Source organism: Shinella sp. HZN7 (assembly GCF_001652565.1).
Classification (GTDB): Bacteria; Pseudomonadota; Alphaproteobacteria; order Rhizobiales; family Rhizobiaceae; genus Shinella; species Shinella granuli.
In genome coordinates, this window is sequence record NZ_CP015736.1 from 3,697,420 (window position 1) to 3,718,438 (window position 21,019).

Consider the following 21,019-nt stretch of genomic DNA (forward strand, 5'->3'; position numbering starts at 1 on the left):
GCTCAGCCCCTTGCCGTGTAGCGCAGGGCCCGGGCCTGCATGAGATTGGTGACCGCCAGCATGACGAAGGCCGTCAGCAGCATGACGGAGGCGATCGCGGCGGAGGCCGGGTAGTCGTATTCCTCCAGCCGGATGAAGGCGAGCAGCGCCGTGATCTCCGTGGAGAACGGCTGGTTGCCGGCGATGAAGATGATGGCGCCGAACTCGCCGAGGCTGCGGGCGAAGGAGAGCGAGACCCCGGCCAGAAGCGCCGGCGCCAGGAGCGGCAGGATGACGCCGGTGAAGATCGACAGGTCGCTCGCCCCCAGCGTCTGCCCCGCCTCTTCCAGCGCCGGATCCAGCTCTTCCAGCACCGGCTGCACCGTGCGCACGATGAAGGGGATGCTGGTGAAGCTCATGGCGACCATGATGCCGAGCGGCGTATAGGCGACCTTGATGCCGAGAAGCGAAAGCGGCCCGCCGAACCAGCCGTTGGTGGCGAAAAGCGTGGTGAGCGCGATGCCTGCGACGGCCGTCGGCAGCGCGAAGGGCAGATCGACAAGCGCATCGACCAGCCGGCGGCCGGGAAAGCGGTAGCGCACCAGAACCCAGGCGAGCGACAGGCCGAAGACGAGATTGAACGCGGTGGCCGCCAGCGCGCAGAGCACCGTGACGCGGTAACTGGCGACGGCGCGGTCCGACGAGACGATGCGCCAGTAATCCTCCGGCCCGAGGCTCGCCGCCTTGAAGACGAGCGCGGCCAGCGGCAGCACGACGATGATCGCCACATAGACGAGGGTGATGCCGAGCGCGAGCGGCAATCCGGGCAGTACACGCCGTCTCAAGAGGCGCTTCCTTTCTCAAGCAATGTCATGAAAAGCGTGAAACGCTGTTTCCACCGGGAACAGCGCGGACACCTTTCATGCCACAACCGGCGGACTTGCGGCCGCCGGTTGCGATAAATCGAAGGTCGATGGATCAGCGGCTGCCGTAGATCTTGTCCAGCGTGCCGCCTTCGGCGAAGTGCTCTTCGGAGATTTTCTTCCAGCCGCCGAAGACATCGTCGACATTCACGAGGCGGATCTGCGGGAACTGGTCCTTGAACTCGGCGGCGACCGTCTCGTCAAGGACGCGGTGGCCAAATTCGGCGGCGATCTTCTGGCCTTCCGGCGCATAGAGGAAGTCGAGATAGGACTTTGCAAGATCCCGGCTGCCCTTGGCATCCGCCACCTTGTCGACGATGGCGACCGGGAATTCGGCGAGCAGCGAGACGGAGGGCACGATGTTCTCGAACTTGTCCTCGCCATACTGCTTGGCGATCGACTTGGTCTCCGCCTCGAAGGTGATGATGACGTCGCCGATCTCGCGCTCGACGAAGGTCGTCGTCGCCGCGCGCCCGCCCGTGTCGAAGACCGGCACGTTGTCGAAGATCTTGGTGACGAATGCCTCGACCTTGACCGGGTCGTTGTCGAAGGCTTCCTTGGCATAGGCGGTCGCGGCGAGATAGGTGTAGCGCGCGTTGCCCGAGGTCTTCGGGTTCGGGAAGATGACCTTCACGTCGTCACGGGCAAGGTCGGACCAGTCCTTGATGTTCTTCGGATTGCCGGCGCGAACGAGGAAGGACGGGAAGGAGTAGAAGGGCGAGGCGCCGTTCGGGAACTTCTGCTGCCAGTCTTCCGCGACGAAGCCGTTCTTCACGAGGAAGTCGATGTCCGTCACCTGGTTGAAGGTGACCACGTCGGCCTCGAGACCCTCGACGATGGCGCGCGCCTGCTTGGAGGTGCCGCCATGCGACTGGTCGACGGTGACGCCCGGATGCGCCTTCACGAAGGCCTCGTTCTCGGCGGCGAAAAGCTCGCGCGCCACGTCATAGGAGGCGTTGAGCAGCTTGTCGGCGGCCTGCGCGGAGAACGGAGCGGCGAGGCCGAGGAGAGCCACGCCGAGAAGGAGCAAACGTTTCATCTGAAAAACCCCGAATGGAACCTGAATTCGGGCAGACAATAGCGACCGGCCGGTCCCGATCCGAGGCATGGCCTGCCGCGGCGCCTGCGGCAGGCGAAACATTTTTCCCTGAAAGGCCGGGCTCGGGGAATGTCCCGCTGCTCAGCGCGTCGGGACGGGGACGTCGCCGCGATAATCGTAGAAGCCGCGGCCGGACTTGCGGCCGAGCCAGCCGGCCTCGACATACTTCACCAGCAGCGGGCACGGACGATATTTCGAGTCGGCGAGCCCGTCATGCAGGACCTGCATGATCGACAGGCAGGTATCGAGGCCGATGAAATCGGCGAGCTGCAGCGGGCCCATCGGATGGTTGGCGCCGAGCTTCATGGCGGTATCGATGGCCTCCACCGAGCCGACGCCCTCATAGAGCGTGTAGATCGCCTCGTTGATCATCGGCAGCAGGATGCGGTTGACGATGAAGGCCGGGAAATCCTCCGCGACGGTGATCGTCTTGTCGAGCTTGGCGACGAATTCCTTGGCGGCGGCGAATGTGCCTTCCTCGGTCGCGATGCCGCGCACGAGCTCGACCAACTTCATGACCGGGACCGGGTTCATGAAGTGGATGCCCATGAAGCGCTCCGGCCGGTCGGTGGCGGAGGCGAGCCGCGTGATCGACAGCGAGGACGTGTTGGTCGCAAGGATCGCTTCCGGCTTCAGCACGGAACAGACCTGGCCGTAGATCTTGCGCTTGACGGTCTCGTCCTCGGTCGCCGCCTCGATGACGAGATCGGCGTCGGAGAGGTCGTTGATGTCGGCGGAGCCCTTGATCAGGGCGAGCGCGCTCTTGCGCTCCTCGTCGGTCATCTTGCCGGAGGAAACCTGGCGGGCGAGGTTGCCGTTGATCGTGGCGAGCCCGGTCTCGATGCGCTCCGGCGACAGGTCGTAGATATGGACCTTGTATCCGGCCATGGCAGAGACGTGCGCGATCCCGCATCCCATCTGGCCCGCACCGACAATACCGACGTTCTTGATCATAGCGCCAATCGCCCCATCACAGCGTCTGCGCCCCTACGCGCAGGCAGAAAAACACCGGGCCGGTCGAGCCGGCCCGGTGAAGTGATAAAGCGCCGCGACGCATTTTTCCAGTGAAATCATCGTCGCAAAAACCAGGCCAAAGCCGGCTCAAAGCGCCTTTTCGAGTTCCGGGAGGGCCTCGAAGAGGTCTGCGACGAGGCCGTAGTCGGCGACCTGGAAGATCGGCGCCTCCTCGTCCTTGTTGATCGCGACGATCACCTTGGAGTCCTTCATGCCGGCAAGGTGCTGGATCGCGCCCGAGATGCCGCAGGCGATGTAGAGTTGCGGCGCGACGACCTTGCCCGTCTGCCCGACCTGCCAGTCGTTCGGCGCGTAGCCTGCATCGACAGCCGCGCGCGACGCACCGACGGCGGCACCGAGCTTGTCGGCAACCGGAAGGATGACTTCCTGGAACTTCTCCGACGAGCCGAGCGCACGGCCGCCCGAGATGATGATCTTCGCGGACGTCAGCTCCGGACGATCGGAGGACGACAGGGCGTCCTGGACGTGGGTCGAGAGGCCCGGATCGGCAGCGGCCGAAACGGTCTCCACCGAGGCGCTGCCGCCTTCGGGGGCAGCGGCGAAGGAGGCCGTGCGCACCGTGATCACCTTCCTGGCGTCGGTGGACTGCACCGTCTGGATCGCATTGCCGGCATAGATCGGACGCTTGAACGTGTCGGGGCTGACGACCTCGACGATTTCCGAGACCTGCGCCACGTCGAGAAGGGCGGCGACGCGCGGCAGCACGTTCTTGCCGACAGAGGTGGCGGCCGAGACGATCGCATCGTAGTTGCCCGAAAGCGAGACGATGAGCGCAGCCAGCGGTTCGGCGAGGTTGTTGGCAAGGCTGGCGTCGTCGGCGACGAGCACCTTGGATACGCCCGAGAGCTTTGCCGCCTGTTCGGCCGCAGCCTTCGCATTGCTGCCGGCGACGAGCACATGCACGTCGGAACCGATCTTGGAGGCTGCCGTCAGAGCCTTGGCGGTCTGGTCGGAAAGGTGTGCGTTGTCGTGATCTGCCAGAAGAAGAATGGCCATGGTTTAGTTCTCCCTTTCCGTTCTCAGAGCACGCCGGCTTCGGTCTTGAGCTTCTCGACCAGCTCGGCGACCGACTTGACCTTGACGCCCGCCTTGCGGCCGGACGGCTCCTCGGTCTTCAGCACCTTGAGGCGCGGGGCGGTATCGACGCCGAAGTCGGAAGGCGTCTTCTTGTCGAGCGGCTTCTTCTTCGCCTTCATGATGTTCGGCAGCGAGGCATAGCGCGGCTCGTTGAGGCGAAGATCGGTCGTGACGACGGCCGGAAGCTTCACGTCGATCGTCTGGAGACCGCCGTCGACTTCGCGCGTGACCTGGGCCGAACCGTTGCCGATCTCGACCTTGGAGGCGAAGGTCGCCTGCGCCCAGCCGAGCAGGGCCGACAGCATCTGACCGGTCTGGTTGCTGTCGTCGTCGATCGCCTGCTTGCCGACGATGACGAGGCCGGGCTGCTCAGCCTCGGCGACGCCCTTGAGGATCTTGGCGACGGCGAGCGGCTCGACGGCGTCGTCCGTCTCGACCAGCACGGCGCGGTCGGCGCCCATGGCGAGCGCGGTGCGCAGCGTCTCTTCGGCCTTCGCAGGACCGATCGACACCACGACCACTTCCTCCGCCTTGCCGGCTTCCTTCAGCCGCAGCGCCTCTTCCACCGAAATCTCGTCGAACGGGTTCATCGACATCTTCACGTTGGCAAGCTCGACGCCCGAGCCGTCCGCCTTCACGCGGATCTTAACGTTGTAGTCTACGACCCGCTTTACAGGGACCAGGATCTTCATGGCTTCCTTCCTTCAAATGCCCGCGAGGGAAAATGCGCCTTTCAAAGGCGCCCTGATTGTCGGTTGGCGACATCGATACGCGTTTTTTTCCCAATTACAATGCGCCACGACCCCTCCCGGCGTGAAAACGGGCAGGTTATAAATTACCTTTACGTCCACGTCAATTTTCCCATCACGGCACGCTCATCGTCCCCAATGGGTCGGCCGCGCGGAGGGGCGCGCGGCCGTCTCCTCGGTGGCGACGGGCGTCGCCTCGACATGCCGCACCGCCTTCGGCGTGACGATCGTCCGGTCGAACAGCGGCACGCCCCGCCGCCGCAGCACGAGCACGAGAAGCGCGCCCGCGAGGATGCCGCCGACATGGGCACCCCAGGAAACGCCGCTGTCGCTGTCGACCACCAGCATGTAGAACTGCTGGGCGATCCAGAAGGCGAGCGGAATGACCGCCGGCAGCGGCAGGGGAATGCGGAAGAACACCAGCACCCAGACGCGCACCTTCGGATGCAGCAGGAAATAGGCCGCCACCACGCCGGAGATCGCCCCCGAGGCGCCGATCAGCGGCGCCTCCGAATCCGGCTGCACGAGGCCGTGCACCAGCGCGCCGGCCGCCGCGCAGAGCAGGTAGAAAAGGAGGAAGCGGACATGGCCGAGCGCATCCTCGACATTGTCGCCGAACACCCAGAGGAACAGCATGTTCGAGGCGAGATGCATGAAATCGCCGTGCAGGAACGCATAGGTGATATAGGTCGCATCCTCCGGCACCAGCACGAGGCTCGGCTCCAGGTCGGCGAAATCGAAGACGACCGCGGGGATATAGCCGAGGCCGACCACCGTCGCATCGGAAAAGGCCTGCGTCGAGGCAAGTCCGGTCACCAGCCAGACCGCGACATTGATCACGATCAGGCTGATCGTGACATACTGCACCTTGATGTATTTGAGGGCGTTCGCGTCGTGCAGCGGTATGAACATGAATCCCCTTCCCCAAGGCGTCTGGAAGCGAGCTTACCTGTTCTTGCCCGGAACCCACAATATGTCCGTACGCCCCTTGTCGTTGACCCAGCGCGCGGCAACGAAGAGGAAATCGGAGAGCCGGTTGATATAGGCCGCGGCGGCAGCCGAGACCGCTTCGCCCTCGATATCCTGCAGGGCGACGATGCGCCGCTCCGCTCGGCGCGCGACGGTGCGTGCAAGATGCAGCGCCGCCGCAGCGGGCACGCCACCCGGCAGGACGAAGGAGCGCAGCGGCTGAAGATCGGCATTGAGCAGGTCGATTTCCCGCTCCAGCCGGTCCACCTGGACCTGCGCGATGCGCAGAGGCTCGTAGTCGAGCTTCCTGCCGGTCTCCGGCGTCGCGAGGTCCGCACCGAGATCGAAGAGATCGTTCTGGATGCGCACCAGCATCGCGTCGAGCTCGGGATGATCTGCAAGATGCTGGCGCACGAGGCCGATGCAGGAATTGGCCTCGTCCACCTCGCCATAGGATTCGACGCGCAGGTCATGCTTCTTGCGGCGCGGCCCGGCGACGAGGCCGGTCGTGCCGTCGTCGCCCGTGCGCGTGTAGATCTTGTTGAGCTTGACCATGTTCCCCTCAGCGCCCGCCGCCCGTGATCCAGAGCGTCAGCATGATGAGGACGATCGCGATCGCCTGCAAGAGCACGCGAAGCTGCATCAGCTTGTTCGACGTGTTGCCGCTGCCGCCCCTGGCCATGTTGACGAGACCGCGCACGAGCACGATGGCGACGAGGCCCATGACGAGCAGGGTCATGAAGGTGAGGAAGGAAGACATGCAACGATCCGATTTGATTTCCGTCAGCCCTATTCACATAGGGCATTTCGCGCAAAGTGCACGCTTTTTGCAGGCTGAAACCCTGCGACGCCGCGCCGCGTCAGCCGAGCCTGCCGATGATCCGGTAGAAGAGCGCCGCCGGCAGCAGCTTTTTCAGGAGCACGCCCTGCTTGGCCGGCGTCGTCACGACATAGTGCGGCCGCGGCGTCTTCGCCGTCAGCGCGTGGCGCAGCACCGCATGCACCGCCTCGGGACCGAGCTTTCCGCGTGCCGGTTTTGCCTCGCCGCGCAGCCGCTGCAACTGGCGGCGATACTCGTCCGCATGCACGGAATTTTCGAGGTCGATGTTCCGCTCGATATGCGTCAGCGCATTGGCCGTGAAGCGCGAGGCGATCGGCCCCGGCTCGATGAGACTGACATGTATGCCCGAACCCGCAAGCTCCATGCGCAACGTCAGCGACAGGGCCTCGAGCGCGAATTTCGAGGCATTGTAGGCGCCGCGCCAGCGATAGGGCACGATGCCGAGGATCGACGAGCACTGCACGATGCGCCCAGAACCCTGCCGGCGCATGACGGGGATCACCCGCCGCGTCAGGTCGTGCCAGCCGAAGACATTGGTCTCGAACTGCATCCGCAGCGCCTCGACCGGCAGGTCCTCGACGGCACCGGCCTGGCCATAGGCGCCGTTGTTGAAGAGCGCATCGAGCCGGCCGCCCGTTCGCGCCAGCACCGTCTCGACAAGCGCGGCGATCGTGTCGGGCTTCGTATAATCCATCAGAAGCGCCTCGATGCCGTCGGCCTCAAGGCTCGCGAGATCCTCCTGCCGGCGCACCGTCGCGAAGACCCGCCAGCCCTCCGCCTTCAGCGCCCGGGCGCAATGGGCGCCGATGCCCGAGGAGCATCCCGTGATGATGATGCTCGGCGGCGTTGTGGCATTTGAAGAAGGCATGGCGGTTTCCTGTACAAATCCGTTCGTGTTTCCCATATTCACCACCAGCGCGCCGCATGTCGTTCCCGATGCGCGGGCGCGTGGCAGACCATTGAATCCGGGTCCCCCCTGAACCGATCCCGATGTAAGGGGTTATACCCGGGCAGACAATGCAAGAGACGGCCGGAGACGGCCGCGAGGGACGAGATTGCCGATGCCGACCGCCATCCGCCTTGCCTACAAGGTCGTCTTCGATGCGATCTGGCACTTTTCCGAAGACGACGGCTGGGCGATGGCAAGCCATGTCGCGCTGTCGACGCTGCTGGCCATCTTCCCCTTCCTGATCTTCGGCACCGCGCTCGGCTCCTTCCTCGGCGCCGACCAGTTCGCCGAAACCGCCGTGCACCTCATCTTCGATACCTGGCCGGAATCGATCGCCGCGCCGATCTCGCGCGAGGTGGTGGCGGTGCTCACCATTCCGCGCGGCGGCCTGCTGACGGTCTCCGTGCTCGCCGCCGCCTATTTCGCCTCGAACGGCGTGGAGGCGCTGCGCGTCTCGCTCAACCGCGCCTACCGGGTGGCCGAGACACGCTACTGGTACGTCACGCGCCTTGCCAGCCTCGGCTTCGTCATCGCCGGCGTGCTGGCGCTGGCGATCCTCAGCATCGTGCTCGTGGCAGCGCCCCTTGCGGTGCGGGCAACGGGCGATTGGCTGCCCTGGCTCACCTATGTCTATTCCTGGGTGGAAAGCTGGGGGCTCTTCGGCACCGTCCTGGTGCTGCTCGTCGGCCTCCTGATCGCCCATCTCTGGCTGCCCGCCGGCCGGCGCAAGATCGCCGACGTGCTGCCCGGCATCCTGGTGACGCTGATCGCCTGGGGCATCGGCGCCTATGCCTTCGCCTCCTACCTCGCCACCTTCGCCAACTACGTCTCGACCTATGCCGGCCTCGCCTCGATCATGATCGCGCTGGTGTTTCTCTACATCGTCGGGGCGATCTTCATCATCGGCGCGGAAATCAACGCGGCGCTGATGAAGTACCGGGTGAAGCACGTGATCCTCGACCGGATCCGCGGCGTGCGCAAGCAGCCGCAACCCGAGGAGGATTCAATGGAGGACGAAGCCATAGCCCGCGAGCAGGGCGCGAATGCCGGCAGGTGACACGCCCCTTTCCCGGTAGGCGGCAAGGCCGGTATCCTCGTTGCTCTTGGAAAGCTTTCGCCCGTCCGGCCCCGGCACCAGCCCATGGTGACGATAGCAAGGCGCCGGCAGGCCGAGCAGGCTTTGCAGCAGGCGGTGCAAGGCCGTCGCATGAAACAGATCCTGCCCGCGCACCACGTCGGTGATGCCCTGTGCCGCATCGTCGAGCACCACGGCAAGGTGGTAGCTCGCCGGCGCATCCGGGCGGGACAGGATGACGTCGCCCCAGCGCTCCGGCCGCGCCACGACGGCGCCCGTCTCACCGTCCGGCCCCTCGCCCGCCTCCGACCAGGTGAGCACCTCCGGCACGAGCGCCAGCGCCTTCTCCATGTCGAGCCGCCAGGCATGCTGCCGCCCCGCCGCGATCCAGCCGAGCGCCAGGTCCCGGTCGAGCGAGAGCTCTTCCGTCGGGTAGAGCGGCGCCCCGTCAGGATCGCGCGGCCAGGTTCCACCTGCAGCCTCCTGCGCCAGAACCCGCGCCTTCACTTCTCCGCGGCTGAGGAAACCCGGATAGAGCACGCCCATCGCCGTGAGGCGCTCCAGCGCCGCGCCGTAGAAGGCAAGATGCTCCGACTGGCGCCGCACCGGCTTTTCCCAGTCAAGGCCCAGCCAGGCGAGATCGCGATAGATCGCCTGCTCGAATTCGGGTCGCGAGCGGGCGGGGTCGATGTCTTCCATGCGCAGCAGGAACCGCCCGCCGCAGGCCGCGGCAAGCTCGTGGTTGAGCATCGCCGAAAGCGCATGACCGAGATGCAGGAGGCCATTCGGGCTGGGCGCGAACCGGAAGACACGATTTTTTGACAAAGCGGTGTGCATGAGGTCTTCTGGCATGAAGAGGCGCGTTACGCCAATAAAGCATGTCGCGCAAAGGTGCGCAGCGGTTTTGCGTCAACGGCATGCGGAAAATCAGGGACCTGAGGCGCAAGGGTTGCCGTGGCAGCAAGGGTCGAGGCCACTCGGGAAAATGCAGTTGCACATGATCAGGACGGATGCGGATGTCGCGGCGGGTCTCGTCGATCTCGCCCTGCTCGACGCGCGTCTTTTCACCGTCATCGACAAGGCCGGCCCCGTGCCGCTGCGGCGCCTTTCGCCCGGCTATCGCGGCCTTGCCGGCATCATCGTCGCGCAGATGGTCTCGCGCGCCAGCGCCGATGCCATCTGGCACCGGCTCGAGGAGGCGGCCGGCGACATCACCCCCCACCACATCCTCGCCCTGTCCGACGAGGACTGTCGCACGGTGGGTCTGTCGCGCGCCAAGGCGGAGACGCTGCGCCGCGCCGCCGAGGTGGTCGATCGCGGAGAACTCGACCTCGACGCCGTCTGCCGCATGGAAGCGGCGGCGGCCACGCGCCGGCTGACCGCCATCAAGGGCATCGGCCGCTGGACGGCGGATGTCTACCTGCTCTTTTGCGGCGGCCATCCGGATATCTTCCCATCCGGCGACATCGCGCTGCAGAATGCGGTCGCCCATGCGCTCGGCCTTGCCGTACGCCCGAGCCCGCAGGAACTCGACCGGATCGCGGAGGGCTGGTCGCCCTGGCGCGGCGTCTCCGCCCGGCTGTTCTGGGCCTATTATTCGCGGGAGATGCGACGCGAGGCGGCCCCGGTGCTCGAAGGCTGAGCCTTCGCGAAATAGCTTGTTTTCGCTTTTCCTTTCCCGCTTCACAATGCTGTAACAACGGGCCTAATATAGAAGGGCAGATGCCGAATCGATCAGGAGAAGCCCTTGACGATTTCTGTTTCACCACAGGCCCTGCCAGCCCTTGTACTGAATGCTGACTACAGGCCGCTGAGTTATTACCCCTTGTCGCTCTGGTCCTGGCAGGACGCGATCAAGGCCGTGTTTCTAGACCGTGTAAACATCATCGCCGAATACGACCATTCGGTATCGTCCCCGAGTTTCACGATGCGCCTGCCGAGCGTCGTGTGCCTGAAAACATACGTGCAGCCGTCACGCCACCCGGCCTTCACCCGGTTCAACGTGTTCCTGCGCGACAAGTTCGAATGCCAGTACTGCGGGTCGCCGGACGACCTGACCTTCGACCATGTCATCCCGCGCGCCCATGGCGGCGAGACGACCTGGTGCAACGTGGTCGCGGCCTGCTCCCCGTGCAATTTGAGAAAAGGCAGCAAGCTGCCGAAGCAGGCGGGCATGCACCCGCATCAGAAGCCCTACCATCCGACGGTTCAGGATCTGCACAACAACGGGCGACTGTTTCCACCCAACTATCTGCACGAAAGCTGGATGGACTATCTCTACTGGGACGTCGAACTGCAGCCCTGATGCCGGAACCGCAGAAACGCCAGGCGTTTTTGCGGCACCCACAGGCATTTGCGACCGGGTTGCGGGGATATCAGGCTTTCGCCGACCGCACGCCCGAGAAGGCGATCGCGGCGAGGATGAGACTTGCGATCACATTCCAGCCGGCGAAGGACAGGCCGAGGAAACGGAAGGACGCTTGCGTGCAGGACGGCCCGTGCTTGGCGTTGAGGTCGGCGAGGAGATCGCCGGCATTCTGCGTGACGCCCTGCGCCGAGGTCGCGCAGGTCGCAGGCCCCTCCCAGAAACCCCACTCCACGCCCGCATGATAGACGCCCATGCCGGCGCCGACGAGCATCATGATGCCTGCGACAGCGAGCAGCAGCCGCGTCAGCCAGGCCGGGCCGCCGAAAAGCGCCGACAGCAGCGCGGCGATCGCGACCGGAATGCCGTAATAATAGGGATCGCGCTGCAACAGGCAGAGCGCGCAGGGAATGTAGCCGCCGATATGCTCGAAGCCGAGCGCCCCGCCCACGGTCGCCGCCATGCCGAGCGTCAGGAGACCTGCGGAAGTCCTGCGGGAAAGGTCGAGAGGTGCGGTCATCAGCATCATCCAATCGGGCCGGCGAGGATGCCGGCGAAACGGCGCCGAGTTCTATCAGGTGAGGCGGCGTTGTAAATCACCCGCACAAACAAGTGATCGTCCACGCAAGGGGGATTTGCCGGTTGCCGCCCGCGGATGCTTCGTGTAAACGGCGATGGCTGCAAGTGCCGTGCCCCATTGGCGGAACTGGTAGACGCGCTCGACTCAAAAAGAGGTTTGTCTACCAATTCACAGGAAATCACGATGAAGTGAAAACATCGTATTTTCAACGGGGTGGCGGTGTGGAAGGGAAGTGTGAGAATTCCGCCGAAATGGCGCTAGGGGCAGGCTAGGAGCCAAGGCCCAGGGTGACATCGGCGGCGAAGTGCGGGCGTGGCGGAATTGGTAGACGCAGCGGATTCAAAATCCGCCGTCCTTACGGATATGTCGGTTCGAGTCCGACCGCCCGCACCATCATCCTAGTGTACCGCTCGGGCACCGTGGTTTCGGGGACCGGCGCCGATCATAACTCGTGATCGACGCCGGGAGAGATGGTTGCGGGAGCATGCATCCATCTTAACTTGCTTTTCCGTACGGCAGCATAAGTGTTTCCAGAACTTCGGCGCCACGTCCATCGAGTCCAGGCGAAGGATTTCCAGGAATTATCGGCTGAAGCCGGTCTTACTAACGACTAGCTTTAGATTGCCGTGCTCATCGATAATTTCTCGCGGGCGCAATTTTGAGACCCAAGTCGGGTGCATTCCCCCATCGCGCCCGCTCTTGATCGGGGCAGTTTCCACGCCCTGCGAGACGAGTTGCTCGAACTCCTGGTCATCGCGTCGCTGCTTGTTCCGCACCGCCTGAGCGATCTCCGTTGGCACTTCATAGGCCGGGCATTCACCATATGGATCGAATTTCAACTGAAAGGCATGGTCTCCTGGCGCGAACGCGTTGAACACGTAGCGTTTGTTGCAGACATCGACTTTAGGTGGGCGGCTCGTCACCTCGAAATGATCGTTGCCCTCCTTGAGCATGCGCCAGAACGGCATGTGGGGGTTTCCGCGATGCCTGGCCATGTTGGCGGGGGTCATGCGGAACGGGAAAGCTTGCACTTGGAAAGACCTCTGTCCGCCGGAGAAGGACTCCCGGCCGAGTGCGAAGATTTCCAGGATTTGCGCGTCGGTCATCGCGTAGCAGCCTTGCGAAGAGCAATCACCATGCACCATGAGATGGGTTCCGGTGCGCTCATGGACACGATCGAAGGCGTTCGGGAAGCCGAGATTAAACGACAGATAGTACTCCGAGTTCGGATTCATCTGCGCCGGCGTGATGTCATAAAAGCCCTCCGGCGTCTGCCGGTCGCCTTCCCTGATCTTCGGGCCTAGATCGCCTGACCACTTACAGATTGGATAGATTTTTAGGAGCGCGAAGCGGCCTTTGCGATCCTCCTTCCATACTTCGAGCTCGGCTTCTACTTTGAACACGCGCAGAAGGATCGGCGATCCTAATTCCATGTTCAGAGTTGCCATTTTGGCTCGCAGCGTGCGCGGGACAGGAGCAATTGCCTTAGTGTCGGCGGTTGCCAATATGTCAGTCTGGCAGCCCCCAAGCGCCGCCGTCCCTAACAGAGCGGCCGAGTTCGCGATGGTCCGCAACGCGCTTCGGCGGGCGATCAGTTTGCCGGGCTTCAACGTCCTTCCCCCGTTTCCAATCGCCCGAGGCAACATCGCAAACTTAACGCAAGCTTAAAGCAGGAATTCTCGGCAAAGGAGACAGCGAGATAGGCAAATAGCGATATGGATGGATCATGGTTTTCGAGCGATCCGTATTGCATGAGCACCCGCGGGTTGAACCAACGGTATATCTGACTATTTCAGCCAAATGGTCCGATGTTCGCAGCGTAGACGCCCTGAGTTTGCATCAGGTTTTGAGAACCGCTCGGATAACGAAAGCGACCAGCGTCAGCATCAGGACGCTGGCCAGCCAGATGGCTCCGAACCACATCAGACGTTTCCAGAGCTTTGGCACAGTCTTGTCAGTGGTATCCGGTTTCATCTACTTTGCCTCGGAAGACCCAATAGGCCCAGGCTGTATATGCCAGGATAACCGGGACGAGCAGGCCCGCACCGATCAGCATGAAGACCTGGCTTCGTTCGGGCGCGGCGGCATCCCAGATCGAAACTCGGCCGGGGATCACATCGGGCCAGATCGAAATCGCCAACCCGGCCATCGAGAGACCGAACAGAATAAGCGTCATCGCAAACGGCAGCCAGTCACGGCCGCGGTCGATCGATCGCCAGAGAATAAATGCGGCAATGGTGACGAGCAGAGGCATCTGGGCCGCCGCGAGCACACCCGGCCAGCCGAACCAACGTTGGTAATAGCTGGCATCGAGAAAGGGTGTCGCTGCGCTGACAGCGACGATCGCCCCGACAAGCGCGATCGTGAGTAGGCGAGCATGTTTGCGCGCATGGGCCTGCGTTGGGCCGTTAGTCTTCCAGATCAACCACCCCGCTCCGAGTAGCGCGTACCCCGCCATGAGGCTGGCACCCGTAAGAAGGGTGAACGGGGTGAGCCAATCCCACCAGCCGCCACCATAGGCCCGGCCCTCAACATGGATGCCTTGAAGAAGCGCGCCGAGCGTGATCCCCTGAGCGAAAGTGGCGACAACCGACCCGCCGCAAAAGGCTATATCCCAGAACCGTCGATGGCCCGGATCACGCCACCGGAATTCGAAGGCGACGCCGCGAAACACCAGGCCAAGCAACATTGCGATGAGCGGAGCGTAAAGGGCCGGAAGCACGATCGCGTAGGCAAGCGGGAAGGCGGCCATCAGGCCGCCGCCGCCGAGGACTAGCCAGGTCTCGTTGCCGTCCCAGACCGGCGCGATGCTGTTCATCGCGCGGTCGCGCTCGCCGCCGACTCGAAACGTGGGGAACAGGATACCGATTCCGAGATCGAACCCGTCCATGACGACATAGGCTGCCACGGCAAAAGCGATGATCGCTGCCCAGATGATGGTGAGATCGATCATCACGACGCTCTCCCTTCGACGGCCACTGCCGGGGTGATGCCGGCGGCGCGGATAGGCTTTCCACCCGACGGATCGGCTGTCTCGTGGGGCTGCGGTGGTTTGGCCATTAGCTTCAGAATGTAGAAGGTCCCCGCGCCGAAAACCGCGAAGTAAACGACGATGAACGCGACCAATGAGGCGGCGACAGCGGGTGCCTCCAAGGGCGCCGCCGATTCCGCCGTCCTCAGCAGGCCGTAGACTGTGAAAGGCTGACGCCCGACCTCGGTTGTGACCCAGCCGGCGATCACCGCCACGAAACCGCTCGGCCCCATTGCGATCGCAGCGCGATGCAGCAACGGCCAATCGTAAAGGCGTTTGCGATACCGGGCGGCGAGGCTCCAAAAGCCAAGCCCCAGCATCGCGAAACCCAGAGCGACCATGATGCGGAAGGACCAGAAGACCACGCCAACCGGAGGATGCTGATCCTCGGGAATCGTGTCGAGTCCGGCCAGGGGCACATTAAGATCGTGCTTTAGGATGAGGGAGGACGCCTTCGGAATCTCAAGGGCGTAGTCGACGCGCTTCTCGGCGCTGTTGGGGATACCGAACAGGATGAGCGGCGCACCTTCAGGATGACTGTCGTAGTGCCCCTCCATCGCCATCACTTTGGCGGGCTGGTGCTCAAGCGTATTAAGGCCGTGCAGATCGCCGGCGAAGATCTGGATCGGTGCGACAATCGCCGCCATCCACATCGCCATGGAGAACATTTTGCGCGCGCCCGGATTCGTCTTGTCTTTGAGAAGATGCCAAGCACCGACCGCGCCGACCACGAACGCCGTTGTGAGGTAAGCGGCGATGACGGTGTGAACGAGGCGATAGGGGAAGCTTGGATTGAAAACGATCGCCCACCAGCTCGGGCCGGGCAGAAACTGGCCGTTGGCGCCGATCTCGAAGCCGGTCGGTGTCTGCATCCAACTATTGACCGACAGAATCCAGAAGGCGGAAATGAAGGTGCCGAGCGCGACCATGCAGGTCGCCACGAAATGCAGTCTCGGCCCGACCTTGTTGATGCCGAAGAGCATCACGCCAAGGAAGCCGGCCTCAAGGAAGAAGGCCGTCAGCACCTCGTAGGCCATCAACGGACCAATGACGGGACCGGCCTTGTCGGAAAAGACCGACCAGTTCGTGCCGAACTGGTAGGACATGACGATCCCCGATACGACGCCCATCCCGAACGCAAGTGCGAAAATCTTGAGCCAGTACCGGTACAGATTAGCGTAGACCCCGTTGCCGGTCTTCAGCCAGAGCGCCTCCAGAACCATGAGGTAGCTCGCCAAGCCGATGGAGAAAGCCGGGAAGATGAAATGGAAGCTGACGGTAAAGGCGAACTGGATTCTGGCGAGCAGCAGGGCGTCGAGCATCGCGATTTTCCTCGGATTGAGTAGGGTGCGGTCCCGACGCGCCGCCCTTCAACAACAGCCGACCCGTCGAGTACTGAAACTCCGCTCCGCGGCCGAGCTTCACGTTCATTGTCGAGCTTTCTGAAAGCTTTGAACGGGCGCGCCCAGCTCGACAACGGCAGCATTTGCTACCACGGCACGCAAATCACTTATGCTATTTTCGAACTATGTAATTATGTAAGCGTCTTGCGTCAACCCGAACGCCGTGCGACATAGAGGGTGAATGACTTTTGCGAGACCGCTTTTCGAATGGACAATGTGACCACGTATCCCAGGGCTTTGCGGATGGGCGACCCCGCTCCCGACTTCGAGGCACGTTCGACCCAAGGAGCGCTCCGGCTTTCCGACTACAGGGGCCGGTGGCTTGTCTTCTTTTCGCACCCTGCGGATTTCACCCCAGTCTGCACGACAGAGTTCGTGGCGTTGGCCAAGGCGCACGATCGTTTCGTCGCGCTGGACTGTGCCCTGGTGGGATTGTCGGTGGATAGCCTTTACGCGCACCTCGCCTGGACCCGAGCGATCCGCGAACTCTTCACCGTCGAGATTCCCTTCCCGGTCATCGAAGACCCGTCGATGCTCGTGGGCCGTGCCTACGGCATGATCGACGAGGCGGCTGAGAATAGCGCCGGCGTGCGGGCGACCTATTTTATCGACCCGGAGGGCGTGATTCGGGCGATCACGCACTATCCCCTGACGATCGGCCGATCGGTCGACGAGATGGTGCGGATGGTAGCGGCGCTGCAGGCCACCTATTCGGGTGAGAGGCTGGCGCCGGCCGACTGGAAGCCTGGTGAGTCACTGCTTCATCTCGCCGACGAAAAGGCTCAAAACGAAGCCGACTGGTTCTGCCGGAGGGAGGCATGAAAACGCTTTGGCAATCGCGGCCCCAAGCGGATATCGCCGCTGATAAGCTTCGCAGGTTCGCACAGCCCCAGCGTTTGATGATCCTGTCCCTCCTGCTTGAGGGGGAAAAGTCGGTCACCGAAATCGACATGGCGACAGGAATAGGCCAGCCAGCGTTGAGCCAGCAGCTTGCCGAGCTTCGCAAGGCAGAGCTCGTATTGACACGACGTCAGGCCAAGCAAGTCTACTATAGCCTCGCCGACGATACCGTCGTGCTGTGTGTGCGCAGCATCGAGGCTGTCTTCGGGGCCGGAGACCCCGAGCGAGCGCTCATGAGCATGGTCAGACCGGACGTGCGACCGGAGCGCAGCGGCGTGGTGCGTGGAGCGGCCAACTTCGCGCGAATTCGTTGATCTGACTTTTGGCCTTAAGCCGCTCTTAAGGTTGCAGGCAAGGCGCTCTTCCGAACAATCAGCGTCGGAGGAGAGTATTAGAAATGGCAGCAGAAGCACGCCGCAATATCACGCTTATACAGGTCAACGATACGCACGGATATCTGGAGCCGCATCCCGAACTGGTCTGGCACGGCGCCACCCCGCATCTCCCAACGCTTGGCGGTTATGCGCGTATCGCAGGCTATCTCAACAAGATCCGATCGGAATGCCCTGACGCAGTCGTCGCCCTCGACAATGGCGATACGTTTCACGGCACCTATGCAGCCGTTTCCTCCAAGGGAGAAGCCCTCGTTCCATTGACCAACGCGCTTTCCCTCGACGCGATGACTGCACATTGGGAGTTCGCGTGGGGTCCAGCGCACTTCAAAGCGCTTGCCAAGCGGCTCGATTATCCCGTCCTGGCGATCAACTGCTTCGACCAGAAAACTGGGCGTAGGCCGTTTGCTGCATCGCGTGTCATCGAACGCGGGGGCGTAAGGATCGGCGTCATCGGCGTCGCTGCGACCATCGTCGACAAAACGATGCCGCCGCATTTCAGCGAGGGCCTGCGGTTCACCAATGGCGACAAGGAGTTGCCGCGCGAGATACGTCGGCTCCGCCAGAAAGAGCGCGTCGAGCTTATCGTCGTTCTATCCCATCTCGGCCTGCCACAGGACATCAAGCTCGCCGGACTGGTTGACGGGATCGACGTTATTCTCAGTGGCCATACGCATGACCGGCTCGAACGACCCGTCCTGGCCAACGGTGCGATCATAATTCAGTCAGGATGCCATGGCGCTTTCATCGGCCGGCTGGACCTGAGCGTCGGCAAGGATGGTGTCCGAATGGAGGCCCACGAGTTGGTCGCCATGGATGAGACAATCGATCCCGATCCGTCGATGGCCGAGCTCGTGGAAGGCGTGATGGCTCCTTTGCGGGCGCATCTGTCAGTCGCTGTCGGCCACCTCGATATGGCGCTGCATCGCAACACCATCCTCGATTGCACGATGGACGACTTCTTGCTGGCAGCCCTTTGCGACACCTCCGGACGGAAAATCGCTTTCTCGAACGGGTGGCGCTACGGCGCGCCGATCCCGCCGGGCACGGTCACGATGAACGACCTCTGGAATATCATCCCGGTCAATCCTCCCGTCTCGAAGGTGACGATGACCGGCGCAGAGATCCGCGAGATGATGGAGCAGAATCTTGATCGGACGTTCTGCGCGGATCCATTCGGCCAGATGAGCGGCTATGTGAAACGCTTCTGCGGACTGACGATCTTCGCCAAACTCGAAAACCCCTTCGGCAGCCGCATAGTCCAAATCTTTGCCGGGGAGGAAAAGCTCGATCCGGAGGCAGGCTACGAGGTGGCATTCGTCACGGCCCAAGGCGTGCCCAGCCGGTTCGGTCGCGACCGAGGCCAGATGGAGGTTTCCGCAATCGAGGCGCTGCAAGCCTATCTGAAAAAGAGCCCGCGATCCGCCGCCACACCGGGACGTGTCATTCCGATCTGAGGCTAGAGCGCAGTGCGTTGACGCGCTACACGATCGCTTCTTTGCTTGTTCGTGCCGCTTCATACTTCTCGGTCTGCGGTCCGCGCTCTTCCAGCGATCGCATTGTCGACATTCTTGAAAGCCGCAGGCTATTTCCCGCCACGGAAAACGAGCTGGCGAGCATGGCCAGCGCGGCCATGGATGGTGTGAGTACGCCGGCGATCGCGACGGGAACGGCGATCAAATTGTAGACGATGGCCAGGCCGATATTCTGCCGCGCAACTCCCATCATACGGCGTGACAAGGCGATACCCGCCATGAGTTGGGCGATGCCGCCTTTGACGATGACCAGGTCAGCCGTCTGTGCGGCGGCGCCATGCGCTCCGGCGACAGACACGCCGCAATCGGCTGCGGCAAGCGCAGGTGCGTCATTGACGCCGTCTCCAACGAATAGAACCGGGCCAGCCACGCCCTTCAGCAGTTCGACCTTGTCAGCGGGCGAGGAGCCGTACACAGCCTGCTGCGGCGGGATGCCAAGCGCTGCCGCGATCCTGAGCGTCGGACCTGCAGCGTCCCCAGAAGCGATCCACACGTCGATATTCATCTGGCTCAGTCGATTGACGGTAGACAGCGCTTCGTCGGTCTGAACATCGGCCAGACCGAGCTTGCCGATAGGCTCATCGTCGAGGCTGACGGCAAGCCATGTCAGATCGTCATCTCCCCCAACACTGCAGACGGTAATCGACCGGCCATCCCGGTCGAGAGCCTCGGCGCCGCGATCCAGGCGGGTCCCGCCCGTTCCTTCTTCGCGGCCGTGTCGTGCGACGATCGCACGCGCCAGCGGATGATCGATGCCGGTCTCCGCGCAGGCCGCAAGACGCAACACCTCGTCTTCGGTCCAACCCTCGGCTGCAGAGACCGCGACAACCGTCGGGTGGCCGCCCGTCAGCGTTCCAGTCTTGTCAAAGATCGCAGTCGCCGGATTGGCCAGCGCTTCGAACGCAACAGGATCGCGCAGGCGAAGCCCACAACTGGCCGCGATGCTTGCAGCGCGCGCCTGCGCGAGGGGGCCAGCGATCGACAGGGCACAAGGACATGCGGCCGCCAGTACAGTCAGACCTCTGACCACCGCTTCCGTCCACGCTATGCCAGAGGTTGGAAGGACCGTCACTGTGGCGAATGCGAGGCAAGGAATTGCCCAGCTCAAGGCTGCTGCGAGCTGGTCGGCTTGTGACGCCGCCGTACCCTTCTGAGCAACCTCCAGCGCGATTGCCCCGCCCATCCGATCCAGGTCGCAATCGCCGAACGCGCGATCGACGGTTACGAGAATGCGACGTTGCAGGTTTATCGAGCCCGCCTCGACACGATGCCCGATCTCGACGGGGATTGCGCGGCTTTCCCCGGTCAGGACCGCGCGGTTGATAAGGCTTTGCCCGTCAAAAATCTCTCCGTCCATGCCGATGATGGAGCCGGCGTCGACAACGATCCTGTCACCGATCTCGATCTCTTCAGCCGGGATGGCCTCGTCGCCAGTCGCAGTTCGCCTGACAACCATTCGAACGGATGTGTCTTCGAGCGCCTTCAGGGCATCGATCGCGCTTCTTCGCGTGAAGAGATCGACGAGGCGCCCTATGAGCAGCAGCGTGATCAGCATCGTCGCCGTGTCGAAATAGACATGGGAGGAGCCCGACGCGAGCGAGACAATGGAGAGAACGAAGGCGCCGCCGGCGCCGAGCGCGATCAGCAGGTCCATGCCGGGCGCGCGCAGGCGGATTGATCGAAACGCCATCCAGAAAATGCCGGCTCCTGCCCAGAAAACGACAGGCAGTGCCAGAAGGCCGGAGCCCAAAGCGATCCACCAGGCAACCACCGGATCGAGAACGGAAACATAGAGCACGACAGCGAGCGCCATCGACCACATGCCCGACATGACGGCGACGGCAAGGCGCAGAGACAGGCGGCTTATGTCGGCGGACAGGATCGCCGAGAGTTCCTCAGGCTTGTGACGATCGATCAGCCTATATCCGGCCCGTGATACAGCTTCGGCGATGTCGTCGACGGACAGCCGCTGCGCATCCCATTCGACCAGCATCGAAGCCGTGAGGTGATGCACCCCGACGGCGGTGACCCCTTCAAGCCGACCGATCTGGCGTTCCAGCCCGCGCGCGCACCCGCCGCAGGCCATGCCGCTGAGGCCGACGAGGCGACGCATAGCG

Annotated in this window: 22 protein-coding genes and 1 tRNA gene; 7 read left to right on the top strand and 16 right to left on the bottom strand. The window is 63.1% G+C overall.

Going from position 1 to position 21,019, the window contains the following annotated elements; translation table 11 throughout:
• Positions 1-2 precede the first annotated feature (2 nt).
• From cysT to shn_RS17825, 9 genes are all read right to left on the bottom strand, one after another.
• Complete coding sequence (cysT, locus tag shn_RS17785; protein ID WP_064331592.1) at positions 3-824, bottom strand: sulfate ABC transporter permease subunit CysT; 822 nt, start codon at positions 822-824, stop codon at positions 3-5.
• Between the two features lie 133 nt (positions 825-957).
• Entirely contained in the window at positions 958-1,941 is a 984-nt protein-coding gene (gene cysP, locus shn_RS17790) for a thiosulfate ABC transporter substrate-binding protein CysP (RefSeq protein ID WP_064331593.1), read from the bottom strand.
• A gap of 141 nt (positions 1,942-2,082) precedes the next feature.
• Entirely contained in the window at positions 2,083-2,955 is an 873-nt protein-coding gene (locus tag shn_RS17795) for a 3-hydroxybutyryl-CoA dehydrogenase (protein WP_064331594.1), read from the bottom strand.
• A gap of 147 nt (positions 2,956-3,102) precedes the next feature.
• Positions 3,103-4,032: an electron transfer flavoprotein subunit alpha/FixB family protein gene (locus shn_RS17800; protein ID WP_064329059.1), complete on the bottom strand. Its 930-nt coding sequence runs from the start codon at positions 4,030-4,032 to the stop codon at positions 3,103-3,105.
• Between the two features lie 23 nt (positions 4,033-4,055).
• A complete protein-coding gene (locus shn_RS17805) occupies positions 4,056-4,805 on the bottom strand; it encodes an electron transfer flavoprotein subunit beta/FixA family protein (protein WP_064331595.1) in 750 nt (249 codons plus the stop codon).
• A gap of 183 nt (positions 4,806-4,988) precedes the next feature.
• The gene (locus shn_RS17810) at positions 4,989-5,774 is read right to left on the bottom strand and encodes a rhomboid family intramembrane serine protease (protein WP_064331596.1); all 786 of its coding nucleotides are present in this window, start codon (positions 5,772-5,774) and stop codon (positions 4,989-4,991) included.
• A 33-nt stretch (positions 5,775-5,807) separates the two neighbouring features.
• Positions 5,808-6,386 carry a cob(I)yrinic acid a,c-diamide adenosyltransferase gene (locus shn_RS17815; RefSeq protein WP_064331597.1) on the bottom strand — a complete coding sequence of 193 codons (579 nt, stop codon included), beginning with the start codon at positions 6,384-6,386 and terminating at the stop codon, positions 5,808-5,810.
• Between the two features lie 7 nt (positions 6,387-6,393).
• Entirely contained in the window at positions 6,394-6,591 is a 198-nt protein-coding gene (locus tag shn_RS17820; protein WP_064331598.1) for a twin transmembrane helix small protein, read from the bottom strand.
• 100 nt (positions 6,592-6,691) lie between these two features.
• On the bottom strand, positions 6,692-7,540 hold the full coding sequence (locus shn_RS17825) for an SDR family oxidoreductase (RefSeq protein WP_064331599.1): 849 nt from the start codon (positions 7,538-7,540) through the stop codon (positions 6,692-6,694).
• 193 nt (positions 7,541-7,733) lie between these two features.
• Between shn_RS17825 and shn_RS17830 the strand changes: the two genes are divergently transcribed.
• Positions 7,734-8,678 carry a YihY/virulence factor BrkB family protein gene (locus shn_RS17830; protein WP_064331600.1) on the top strand — a complete coding sequence of 315 codons (945 nt, stop codon included), beginning with the start codon at positions 7,734-7,736 and terminating at the stop codon, positions 8,676-8,678.
• On the opposite strand, the gene gluQRS is transcribed toward shn_RS17830, so the two are convergent.
• Complete coding sequence (gluQRS, locus tag shn_RS17835; protein ID WP_084438125.1) at positions 8,625-9,548, bottom strand: tRNA glutamyl-Q(34) synthetase GluQRS; 924 nt, start codon at positions 9,546-9,548, stop codon at positions 8,625-8,627. The genes shn_RS17830 and gluQRS overlap by 54 nt on opposite strands.
• Before the next feature lie 139 nt (positions 9,549-9,687).
• Between gluQRS and shn_RS17840 the strand changes: the two genes are divergently transcribed.
• Both shn_RS17840 and shn_RS17845 read left to right on the top strand, forming a co-directional pair.
• Positions 9,688-10,338, top strand: coding sequence for a DNA-3-methyladenine glycosylase (locus tag shn_RS17840; protein WP_064331602.1), 651 nt, complete (start codon positions 9,688-9,690; stop codon positions 10,336-10,338).
• A gap of 105 nt (positions 10,339-10,443) precedes the next feature.
• Positions 10,444-11,001 carry an HNH endonuclease gene (locus tag shn_RS17845; protein WP_064331603.1) on the top strand — a complete coding sequence of 186 codons (558 nt, stop codon included), beginning with the start codon at positions 10,444-10,446 and terminating at the stop codon, positions 10,999-11,001.
• 70 nt (positions 11,002-11,071) lie between these two features.
• Here the strand turns inward: shn_RS17845 and shn_RS17850 are convergent, their stop codons facing one another.
• Positions 11,072-11,587 (bottom strand): disulfide bond formation protein B, encoded by a 516-nt coding sequence (locus shn_RS17850; RefSeq protein WP_064332685.1) that lies wholly within the window; start codon positions 11,585-11,587, stop codon positions 11,072-11,074.
• Positions 11,588-11,947: 360 nt separating this feature from the next.
• On the opposite strand from shn_RS17850, the gene shn_RS17855 reads away from it, so the two are divergent.
• Positions 11,948-12,034: transfer RNA gene (locus tag shn_RS17855), tRNA-Leu, on the top strand.
• A 188-nt stretch (positions 12,035-12,222) separates the two neighbouring features.
• Here shn_RS17855 and shn_RS17860 read toward each other — a convergent pair.
• The 4 genes from shn_RS17860 to shn_RS17870 all read right to left on the bottom strand — a co-directional run bounded on the left by shn_RS17860 (position 12,223) and on the right by shn_RS17870 (position 15,994).
• Complete coding sequence (locus shn_RS17860) at positions 12,223-13,251, bottom strand: murein L,D-transpeptidase family protein (RefSeq protein WP_145925957.1); 1,029 nt, start codon at positions 13,249-13,251, stop codon at positions 12,223-12,225.
• Positions 13,252-13,480: 229 nt separating this feature from the next.
• A complete protein-coding gene (locus shn_RS35090) occupies positions 13,481-13,615 on the bottom strand; it encodes a DUF2474 family protein (RefSeq protein ID WP_084438127.1) in 135 nt (44 codons plus the stop codon).
• A complete protein-coding gene (gene cydB, locus shn_RS17865; protein ID WP_064331605.1) occupies positions 13,596-14,594 on the bottom strand; it encodes a cytochrome d ubiquinol oxidase subunit II in 999 nt (332 codons plus the stop codon). Before cydB ends, shn_RS35090 begins: the two co-directional genes overlap by 20 nt.
• Complete coding sequence (locus shn_RS17870; RefSeq protein ID WP_064331606.1) at positions 14,594-15,994, bottom strand: cytochrome ubiquinol oxidase subunit I; 1,401 nt, start codon at positions 15,992-15,994, stop codon at positions 14,594-14,596. Before shn_RS17870 ends, cydB begins: the two co-directional genes overlap by 1 nt.
• A gap of 288 nt (positions 15,995-16,282) precedes the next feature.
• Here shn_RS17870 and shn_RS17875 point away from each other — a divergent pair, with 288 nt between their 5' ends.
• The 3 genes from shn_RS17875 (at position 16,283) to shn_RS17885 (ending at position 18,824) form a co-directional block, all read left to right on the top strand.
• Complete coding sequence (locus tag shn_RS17875) at positions 16,283-16,897, top strand: peroxiredoxin (RefSeq protein WP_064331607.1); 615 nt, start codon at positions 16,283-16,285, stop codon at positions 16,895-16,897.
• Positions 16,894-17,289 (top strand): metalloregulator ArsR/SmtB family transcription factor, encoded by a 396-nt coding sequence (locus tag shn_RS17880; protein WP_064331608.1) that lies wholly within the window; start codon positions 16,894-16,896, stop codon positions 17,287-17,289. The genes shn_RS17875 and shn_RS17880 overlap by 4 nt, the downstream gene beginning before the upstream one ends.
• Positions 17,290-17,372: 83 nt before the next feature.
• Entirely contained in the window at positions 17,373-18,824 is a 1,452-nt protein-coding gene (locus tag shn_RS17885) for a bifunctional UDP-sugar hydrolase/5'-nucleotidase (protein ID WP_064331609.1), read from the top strand.
• A 25-nt stretch (positions 18,825-18,849) separates the two neighbouring features.
• On the opposite strand, the gene shn_RS17890 is transcribed toward shn_RS17885, so the two are convergent.
• Positions 18,850-21,015: a cation-translocating P-type ATPase gene (locus tag shn_RS17890; protein ID WP_064331610.1), complete on the bottom strand. Its 2,166-nt coding sequence runs from the start codon at positions 21,013-21,015 to the stop codon at positions 18,850-18,852.
• Between the last annotated feature and the right edge of the window lie 4 nt (positions 21,016-21,019).